This window comes from Helicobacter sp. T3_23-1059 (genome assembly GCF_053654515.1).
In genome coordinates, this window is record NZ_JBSIUV010000059.1 from 1 (window position 1) to 9,841 (window position 9,841).

Below are 9,841 nucleotides of genomic sequence, written 5' to 3' on the forward strand. Positions count from 1 at the left end.
TTTTGAAAATCCCTATTTATACACAGCTCAAATCAAAGCTAGAATCTAAAGGGCTAGATTCGGCTGCAAGCGGACAGATTGCGTGGTTTGTGTTTAGTGTTTTTGTGCCTACGACAATAGATTTTATGATAAGTCTTATTTATAATCTAATAATTGGCAATTTGTTTAATGCTTTTTTTATAAATTTATATAAAAATTTTTACGAATTTATATGGTTTCTTTTATTACTAATTTTTATCTTTAATTTATTTTATATTAGAAATGCCATACCTATCATTTTAGCATTTATAGCAAGTTTTTATCTTATATTGGAACATAAATTATATATTGTTGCGTTATGTTTATGTGGATTGTTTTTTGTTTGCATTTTTTATAAACGATGCATTATTTATTTTTTGTTGAGTGCGGTTGCTTGTGGCGTTGCTTATGGACTAATATCGCTGATATATAGTTTATCGCGTTAAAAGTAAGGAGCAAAAATGAGATATTATGTAACTATTTATATAGATGAGTTATTTGAGAAAGAACTGTATAAAAACGCTGATTTTAAACTGATTACTGAAAGAAAATTCAAAGAATTTATAGGACAGTTCGACTTAACTCACGCATTTTTAGGGCTTACCAAAGGCAAAAGCCCTGATGAGTTAGACGAAATGGACAAAAAAATAAATGATAATAAACTTAAAAATGCAGATTGGCAAGATATTGATAAAAAATGGTATCACACAAGGGAAATAAGTGAATTTAATGATGGATTCTGGGGATTTGGAACAGGAACTACAAGTATTGTCGATACAGCTGGAAAAGTTTTTGAAAACAATCACTATGTAGTTGATAATGATACAAAAACAAACACATATAATGTGAAAAAATTACGCTCAACAAATACTTTTTCAAAAACTAATCGTTGTGTATTAGAAATCTCTAAAGAACAATACAATACTCTTTTAGAAAATATCAAAAAAGATTTTGAATCCACAAAGCAAGTTAAACCAAATACAAAAAGCTATGTGCATTATGATTTGCGATATAGCGTAACAAACAACAACTGCGTTAATTGGGTTCAAAAACAATTAAGGAAAATTGGCATAAATGTATTTGAAAATTTTACAATTCCCGGGAATTTTATGGATATGTTTGATTCTATTAAAAATGTGCATAGTATATTTTTAACATTTCAAAGCATTGATTCTAATTTACAGACAATATTAGGGGCTAAAAGTTTTATAAAATGGGTTACAAATCTTGTTGGTAATAAATATATGAAATGTGCAATCAATAATAAAAGCATTAAGACTAAACCAAATATATCACTAAATTGCACAATGGAAGAGCAAGAGCAAATCTATGCTTATTGGAAACGCCGAAATGAAACAATTAAAATTTATGAAAGATTAGCAGAGTATTTGCAATCTCTTATTGATAAAGCTGAAAAAAGTAGTAATTTTTTGGCTTTTAGGGGCGAGTTTATATTTATTTATGTAAGCCATAATCAAGGCTATATGCTACACCCAAACAGCAACTATGAAGCACAAACAACAAACACACTTGATTTAAACATTTCAGCATATAACTTTGGTGCTAGTGAACTTTATCCATTTATATTTTTGCCAAATAATGAAACACTGTTTAATGTGTTATATAGCAAATATGATTATCCAAATATATCACAAGATTATATTACACATACAATGACATTTTATTTTGATTTTTTAGAAGGTAAAGAAATAACGCAATATTGGAGTGAGCTATTTCATACAATCAATAACAGGATAAAATATGAATACAAATTTGCGTAAGGAAATTATCAAAGCTACACATAACCAAACTATCGACATACAAATATTAGAATCTAAAGGCATAGATACTTTGCAATCTAAAATCTATTTTTGTGGAGTGCTATTAAATGGTGGCACAGAATCCACTCTGCCATATAATGAATGCTTCTTTGGATATTTAGATTCTAATGATTCACAAAACTCAAATGATTCAGCCAACGACTTAGACGAATCAAAGCCTATTTATTATTTGGAATGTGATTTGGATTGTTTAGAATCAAATGCACATTCGCAAGATTCAAATAAATCTTACAAAGCTAGTTATTCTAATTTAAAATCAAACCATTCAAACAATTCCACCAACACAAAAGATTCCACCCAAACAAACAATAAAACCAAAATCTATCCCACAAATCAAACATTGCAAATATTCCTAAACAATCACAAACTTACAATCTTAAATTATTCAATTTTAGATTCTAGCCTAAATATCAAACTAGAATGCAAAAGCAAAGAATCTAACGCCATTAAAGAAAATGAAATAAACGAAAGAAAAGAGATTGAATCTAATAAAAATAAAATAGATTCAAACTCCACAGCATTTCTTTGCCCCATACTAGAATGTGATGAGCTAAAATGTATTCACGGAGGACAAGTGAAGTTAAAAAGTAATGTAGGCAAATCTATCAAAGCAATGACAAAAGATAAAACCCACAAAGATTCACCTATAATGCTAGAATCTGATTTGCTTTACTCACCCATCTTAAATTGCCCTAACAATATCGCAGGGATTTCTAGTCCTTGCACTCAAGTAGCCTTAATATTACCAAATGCTAGGGGATTAAAAAAATATAATGATGATTATCCCATAATGCAGGATTTATGCGCTAGTGGAGTTTTTAGCGATAAAGGATTCCCAATTATTTGCACCAAAAAAGAAAATACACTAAAGATTCAATCCCCAAAGCCAAGTAATAATAATGCAGAATCTAAAGAAGCTAAAAAACCAAATATCACGCTAACAAAGCCACAATTAAGGTTGCATTATAAAAGTGATAGATTACAAAAAGATAATCTTTATATTTATAATATAATTTTAAATGATGAGATGATAGAATCACAAACACCATTAGAATCATTGCAAATAAATATAGAAAAAGATACCAAAGAACTAGATGATAAAAACTTAAAACCACTACTCCAAAATGACTATCCTAAACACTATGATTTTAGAGAAATGCGATTACGGTTAGATTCTAATGAAGTGCATATAATATTTGTAATCCCTACAAAAATACCTAAAATATTTAAAGAATCTTATGAAAATTACAAGTATAAGAAATATGGAGTGGGGAGGTTTAAAAGACTGTATAATTATGATAATGTCGTGGAACAAAATACTAAAAAAATAGGCATTTATCATTTTCTGTTTGTTGCACCTGCAAAAGCAGAAAAATTAGATTTACAATTAGCACAAGATAAAGATAAAATAATAGGCGATATAGATACAAAAAATGGGGAATATGTTTGCAAATTTGCAGTGGTAAATGAGGTATAAAAATGGTAAAAATGGAAAAGTATATACATTTTGCAAAATACGCTGAACTTTGTTGGGCTTCATATTCTGTAAATTTAAATGAGGGAATGTTTGGAAATAAAGAAAAGCAATGGGGTTTTAATAAACAAGGTAAATATTTAACTAAAGAAGAAGCCAAACAAAATAAACAAATTTCATATAAAAAAGCCTTAACTTCTAACATATTGAATTTTTACAACAGCACTAGATTGGATTTTGAGGAAAAACAAGCAGAGATTTTTATCAATCGTTATAAAATTATTGCAGTTGCAGACAATAAAGATTCTGGGTTTGCGGCTATCTTATTTGATGATACCAAAAAATTCAATGAAAAAATTTTAGCTTTTCGTGGGCTTGATATATTTAAACTCAATATTTCTGAAATACCAAACATTAAAGGGTTGGGCAATAGCCTAAAAGCCGATATTTCTTTAAATATCTGTGATGATATGATAGATTTTTACACAACCAAAATACAACCACTACAAAATAAAATTGTTGTTGTAGGACATTCGTTTGGAGGTTATTTAGCTCAACTTTTTGCTTTATTGTATCCAACCGCAATCAAAGAAACATATACTTTTAGCTCTGCTGGTATAGTGCCTGATTGGAGTAATAATATTATAATCCCTATGCTTGATACTTTTTCCCCAAATTTTGAAATGTATTCATTATTACCAATCAAACAAAAACACAAAGACTCTGTAAAATTAAGTAAAGATAGACTAATTTATCTAACCAAACATAATAATGAACTCGATACTTTTTTGCCTTATTATCTCAAGGCGCAAAGTCCATATGCTTCCAACCACATAGATTCTTATGTGCAAAGTAATAGTCCATTGCCAAATAAAATAAGCATGGGGAATTTTGCACATAAACTTTTTACTGAAATACAAAGCAGAAATAATGGCACATTTTTAGCCTGCAACTTACAAACTAATATTTTGGGCAATAGGACGATGATTATGCGTGATGAGCACGGTATTTCTCCAACTTCTATGCAATATTTTAAACAAATTAAGTTGCTGTCTAAAAGACTAAAGGTGGCTGACACTAATCTGCCCAGCCCACTTACCCAATCACAAATACACCAAATACAGACAGATATAGAATCTATGTATAGAATAAATATGGAAAAAGGATATGTGTTTTTTGGTAAGCATATACTTTCTACGACTTATCCACCTATACCAATACACAAAGGATTTAATTTAGAATTAAGCCCATTAAATATCAGAAGAAAAATTTTTGATATGTTAAAAAGCATTGCGAAAATAAATATATTGAATTATGTATTTGTTTTTGTGTCCATAAAAGATATTTACGAATCCTTGCTTATAATATCACATATAGACGACAATGAAATAAACGATAAAGAAATTATGCAGTTTTTTGAAGAATTGTCGCAATCAAGTATTATATAAAAAGGATAATAAAATTATGGGAACTTTATCTGGTTTATTGTTTTTAATTGGACTATTTGTGGTTATTGTTGTAATTTTATGGATATTAAATATGTGGATTGGTGGTTTAGGAGGATTTTTCAAAGATTATAAAAGATTAAGCAAAAAAACATTTTTTTTGTGGCTCGTGTTTGTTGTAATATTTAGTTTAATATCACGGTATTTTTTCTAAGTTAGAATTGCTATGCAAAATATATTATTTTAGGGTATAGAATAAAATGCAATAAGGAATAATATGCAAGATTTTTTATATGAATTAGGCTATCATAATAGAGGCATAGCCTCTATTATAGATAATATCATTTGTCTAAGACAAAGATTTAAAGATATAAAAATTATAAACATTCAATTTTCCGTTATAGAATCTATTACCAAAGATTCCTCTTTTCATTTATTAAGGGCTTTATACACTTGTAAGCCATTTGCAATTTGCCAAAAAAATGGAGAAAGTTTTATTGATGAACATAATGCAAATGAAATATTAGGGTATAAATCAGATTTTGCAAATATATTTATATATGATAAAAACAATTTAAGCGACTCTTATTTAACTTCCCGTAAATCACTTTACAAATCCATAATGCAAATCAAAGAGCAAAAAGCACAAGCACAAAAGCAAGAAATAGATTCCATAAATGCAGAATTAAAAGATTTAGATTTCGCACAAAGAAAAGCGAAGTTAAATAAGATTAAAAAAGAACAAGAAAGAAACATAAGAGAATCTAAAAAGCAAGATATATCTAATCAAAAAGCTAAATCCACAAATGATTTAATCTTACAAGCTAATGATAAAAATACCACAATTATATTTTTAGATTCGTTAGATTCCAAAATCTCAATGAGCAATCTTATCCACATTTACAATGATAACAATCAAACTAAAATCGATATTTTTACAAAGCATAACACAATGCTTGATATTTATGAGTTAGTCAAAAATTATGGCAAGTATGGAATCTCTTTAGATTTATTGCATTCTGCAAATACACAAATATTTTTCTACTCCACTCTACTACAAGGTGGCACAGAATCCACTCTGCCATATAATGAATGCTTCTTTGGATATTTAGATTCTAATGATTCACAAAACTCAAATGATTCAGCCAACGACTTAGACGAATCAAAGCCTATTTATTATTTGGAATGTGATTTGGATTGTTTAGAATCAAATGCACATTCGCAAGATTCAAATAAATCTTACAAAGCTAGTTATTCTAATTTAAAATCAAACCATTCAAACAATTCCACCAACACAAAAGATTCCACCCAAACAAACAATAAAACCAAAATCTATCCCACAAATCAAACATTGCAAATATTCCTAAACAATCACAAACTTACAATCTTAAATTATTCAATTTTAGATTCTAGCCTAAATATCAAACTAGAATGCAAAAGCAAAGAATCTAACGCCATTAAAGAAAATGAAATAAACGAAAGAAAAGAGATTGAATCTAATAAAAATAAAATAGATTCAAACTCCACAGCATTTCTTTGCCCCATACTAGAATGTGATGAGCTAAAATGTATTCACGGAGGACAAGTGAAGTTAAAAAGTAATGTAGGCAAATCTATCAAAGCAATGACAAAAGATAAAACCCACAAAGATTCACCTATAATGCTAGAATCTGATTTGCTTTACTCACCCATCTTAAATTGCCCTAACAATATCGCAGGGATTTCTAGTCCTTGCACTCAAGTAGCCTTAATATTACCAAATGCTAGGGGATTAAAAAAATATAATGATGATTATCCCATAATGCAGGATTTATGCGCTAGTGGAGTTTTTAGCGATAAAGGATTCCCAATTATTTGCACCAAAAAAGAAAATACACTAAAGATTCAATCCCCAAAGCCAAGTAATAATAATGCAGAATCTAAAGAAGCTATAAAGCCAAATATCACGCTAACAAAACCACCGTTAAGGTTGCATTATAAGGAATATGAGAGACAAAAATCTTTACTTAATGGTTTGTTAAGTAACATTAGGCTAGAATCTAAATTTTTTATATGAAATTTCAAATCTAGTTTCAAAAGGCAGACATAGTCAATGCAAATCCAAAAACACCTAAAACCTAAAAAGATTATTTTAGCCTTATTTATTGCGTGGATAATCTATCTCATAGGAATCCCACTATATTATACGCCTTATGCGTTGCAACCTAGCTATTGGGAGTTTAAGAAGTTGTGTCAATTAAATCTAGAATCAAAGAGCAGAGAAAAATATAGTAAAATATTGACTTATTTTAATGCAAAGCTAGGAGATAAAGACGAAAGTGTCAAAAAATGGATACAATACACAAATAGAATTAGGTTACGCTTGAACATATATTATAATGATTCACAACACAAAGTCTTAACATACGAAAATATTTTTGAATTGTATCTTGCAGTTGATTGGCAATCATATAATATGGACATATTTGGCAATGAAGGTAATATGGAGTTTGAATTGATTTTTTTTGACAGAGAAATGACTTGTGTTGATTTGTAAGAGAATAAATCTTTTTAAAATGTGAAAATGCAATGGATAATGGTTTCGTGATTACAAAATTAAGAGATTACGCAGAGTTAGCACAGGCAAGTTATGGGTATTTTCATTGTATAGGACATAAAATCCGCGATAAAGAACTTGTTATTGAAAATCAAAATGTATTAGGTATGAATTTTAACAATTTAAAAGTCGTTGATAGTTTGGGTTTGGCAATCGGCAAGTTAAATGGCGACTTCACTACCACTCAAGCTAAACACTTCTTTGAAAAATATGACTTACTTATTCATCAACCTAATACAGAATCGGGGTTTAGTGCCACACTATTTCAGCATAAACAATCTAAATTATTTACACTAGCGATTCGAGGCACAGATGAATATTGGAAAGATATTAAGAAAGCAAATATTGATTTGATTGGCAGTAAAGTGCCATTATTGCAATACAATGATATGCTTTTGTTTCATGCACAATGCAAGGGTGAGATTCCCTTTTATGTCGATAGTGAATCTAAACCAAAAGATGAAAAATCTTTAGAATACTCACTATGGAAAAAAATCTACAATCAAAGTAACGATTCCAAATATAGAGCATATATAAATCAAAAACTATTAAAAGATTCTAATAAACCGACAACACAATCCAACTTTATACCACCTATTGTTTCAAGCACAAAGCTAACCATCACAGGACATTCACTCGGTGGTGCATTAGCTCAACTCTTTGCACTATCTTTTGCCACCGATAAAGATTCTAGCATTATTAAAGAAATATATACTTACAATGCACCGGGCGCAAGAGATTTAAAACCACCATTTAAATACATTTTAGAGATTCCACTGCTTAAAAATGCAACTGAAAAAGAAATATTTACACAAAAAGAAACAGAAAAAATACACAATGTCTTTAGAGAATATTTTACACGAAATGTAAGGATTCAAATTAAAGAGCAATTAAATAAATTTGTTTGTCTTAATAATGCCACTAATGTTGCTGTAGCGTTAATAGTAGATAATGATGATATGAAGCAAACACAAGATAATGTAACTATGTTGTTTTATCCATTAAATCAATGCTATGTAAAACCCTACCAAACTCTAATCCATAATTACAACAATAAAAATAAAGAGGGCTATAAATTAAGCATAAGTGATAGAGTATTTCATATAGAAACAAAAGACCAATCAAGTAAAAAGCATCATTCAAAAGAATCTTATAGTGATAATGCGACACAGCATTTAGGCAAAGATATAAATGGTAATTACTTTATATTGAATCTTAATTTTGGCGGATTTGATAATCATAAAATAGTTGAATAACTCAAATATTATATTTTTATCTATATCTTTATGAAGCCAATAAAGACTTAATTGATATGCAAAGTAAAGATATAAAATTAGAATATGAGCTACATAAAGAACTTTTTTTAACAAATCATTTAGAAATTGATACTGCTAAATATAGAGATTGTAAAAAAGTATTGGAATACTGTAATATAATTGCCCATTCTATCCATAGAATACTTTATGAAATTGCAAGAGAAAAAGCATTGCAAAGCAATGATTATGATGACAATACACCAATAAATGTAACAATACCAAATTGGCTCTATGTTACCATAGATAGAATCTTATTTGAAGCAAGTATAAAAACACATCAAAAGAAATTTGAACTACAAAGTAAAGATAAAGATATGGTGGCTATACCACAAAATCTCATAGAAGCAATATTTTATTTGCAAAACAATGAAATATATATACAATTATTAAGCAACGATGAAATTAAAAATATTACGAAAGATTCTGCATTATCACTTCTTTTTAGCATTCACGAATCGAGATTTTTTATAAGTATAGATAAAAACAAAAATCCACTTATAGATAGCAAAGATACAGCTAATCGTTTATTTGGATATAACAAACCACTAACAAATATATTTTGCAGAGAACATAAAGCAGATGATATGCTTATAGAATGTATTAAAAATACTACGCTAGATTTTTATCCTAAAGCAGTGAATGAATAAAGGTAAATATAAGTGAAAAATAGATTCAAGCCACAACGATTTAGGATTTTTGAAAGTGGCAATAAAGTCATAATTGACATAGAAAAAAGTGGATTTACAATCGATATAAATGAACTATTACCAAAGATAAATGCAATAACTAAAGATAAAAAACAATCTTTGCAAGAATATGATATAGCAGTAATCTTTATGGGACACCATCTCACAGGTGGCAGTGAATCTAGCGCACCTTATGAGGATTGTTTTTTTGGTGAAATGGATTCTAGTTCAAATGATTTAGACGAATCAAAGCCAATTTATTATTTGGAATATGACGAAGCGGATTTAGATTCAAGTGATTCAAACAAATCTTATAAATCAAATGTAGTTTCAAACCATTCAAACAATTCTACCAACACAAATGATTCCACCCAAACAAACAACAAAACCAAAATCTATCCTACAAATCAAACCCTCCAAATATTTCTAAACAATCATAAACTTACCATTATAAATTACTCCATT

8 protein-coding genes and 1 pseudogene are annotated in these 9,841 nt (G+C 28.8%); all 9 read left to right on the forward strand.

Annotated features, from left to right (window positions below; genetic code table 11):
• Positions 1-464 (forward strand): hypothetical protein (locus tag ACWIX0_RS11600; RefSeq protein ID WP_454174154.1); only part of this gene is annotated, 464 nt, incomplete at its 5' end.
• 15 nt (positions 465-479) lie between these two features.
• Complete coding sequence (locus tag ACWIX0_RS11605) at positions 480-1,799, forward strand: hypothetical protein (RefSeq protein WP_454174155.1); 1,320 nt, start codon at positions 480-482, stop codon at positions 1,797-1,799.
• Positions 1,780-3,336: a hypothetical protein gene (locus ACWIX0_RS11610; RefSeq protein ID WP_454174156.1), complete on the forward strand. Its 1,557-nt coding sequence runs from the start codon at positions 1,780-1,782 to the stop codon at positions 3,334-3,336. Before ACWIX0_RS11605 ends, ACWIX0_RS11610 begins: the two co-directional genes overlap by 20 nt.
• A gap of 2 nt (positions 3,337-3,338) precedes the next feature.
• Positions 3,339-4,781: a hypothetical protein gene (locus tag ACWIX0_RS11615; RefSeq protein WP_454174157.1), complete on the forward strand. Its 1,443-nt coding sequence runs from the start codon at positions 3,339-3,341 to the stop codon at positions 4,779-4,781.
• Positions 4,782-5,055: 274 nt separating this feature from the next.
• Positions 5,056-6,834 carry an OmpH family outer membrane protein gene (locus ACWIX0_RS11620; RefSeq protein ID WP_454174158.1) on the forward strand — a complete coding sequence of 593 codons (1,779 nt, stop codon included), beginning with the start codon at positions 5,056-5,058 and terminating at the stop codon, positions 6,832-6,834.
• Between the two features lie 36 nt (positions 6,835-6,870).
• Positions 6,871-7,314 (forward strand): hypothetical protein, encoded by a 444-nt coding sequence (locus ACWIX0_RS11625; RefSeq protein WP_454174159.1) that lies wholly within the window; start codon positions 6,871-6,873, stop codon positions 7,312-7,314.
• A 32-nt stretch (positions 7,315-7,346) separates the two neighbouring features.
• On the forward strand, positions 7,347-8,630 hold the full coding sequence (locus tag ACWIX0_RS11630; protein ID WP_454174160.1) for a lipase family protein: 1,284 nt from the start codon (positions 7,347-7,349) through the stop codon (positions 8,628-8,630).
• A gap of 56 nt (positions 8,631-8,686) precedes the next feature.
• Positions 8,687-9,337 (forward strand): hypothetical protein, encoded by a 651-nt coding sequence (locus ACWIX0_RS11635; protein ID WP_454174161.1) that lies wholly within the window; start codon positions 8,687-8,689, stop codon positions 9,335-9,337.
• A gap of 12 nt (positions 9,338-9,349) precedes the next feature.
• Positions 9,350-9,841 (forward strand): annotated as a pseudogene (locus tag ACWIX0_RS11640) (hypothetical protein); the annotation flags it as partial.

Bases quoted from the DNA above. Each gene is read 5' to 3' on its own strand.
- ACWIX0_RS11625 (WP_454174159.1), top strand. From the start codon at position 6,871: ATGCAAATCCAAAAACACCTAAAACCTAAAAAGATTATTTTAGCCTTA.
- ACWIX0_RS11635 (WP_454174161.1), top strand. From the start codon at position 8,687: ATGCAAAGTAAAGATATAAAATTAGAATATGAGCTACATAAAGAACTT.
- ACWIX0_RS11605 (WP_454174155.1), top strand. From the start codon at position 480: ATGAGATATTATGTAACTATTTATATAGATGAGTTATTTGAGAAAGAA.
- ACWIX0_RS11630 (WP_454174160.1), top strand. From the start codon at position 7,347: ATGGATAATGGTTTCGTGATTACAAAATTAAGAGATTACGCAGAGTTA.
- ACWIX0_RS11610 (WP_454174156.1), top strand. From the start codon at position 1,780: ATGAATACAAATTTGCGTAAGGAAATTATCAAAGCTACACATAACCAA.
- ACWIX0_RS11620 (WP_454174158.1), top strand. From the start codon at position 5,056: ATGCAAGATTTTTTATATGAATTAGGCTATCATAATAGAGGCATAGCC.
- ACWIX0_RS11615 (WP_454174157.1), top strand. From the start codon at position 3,339: ATGGTAAAAATGGAAAAGTATATACATTTTGCAAAATACGCTGAACTT.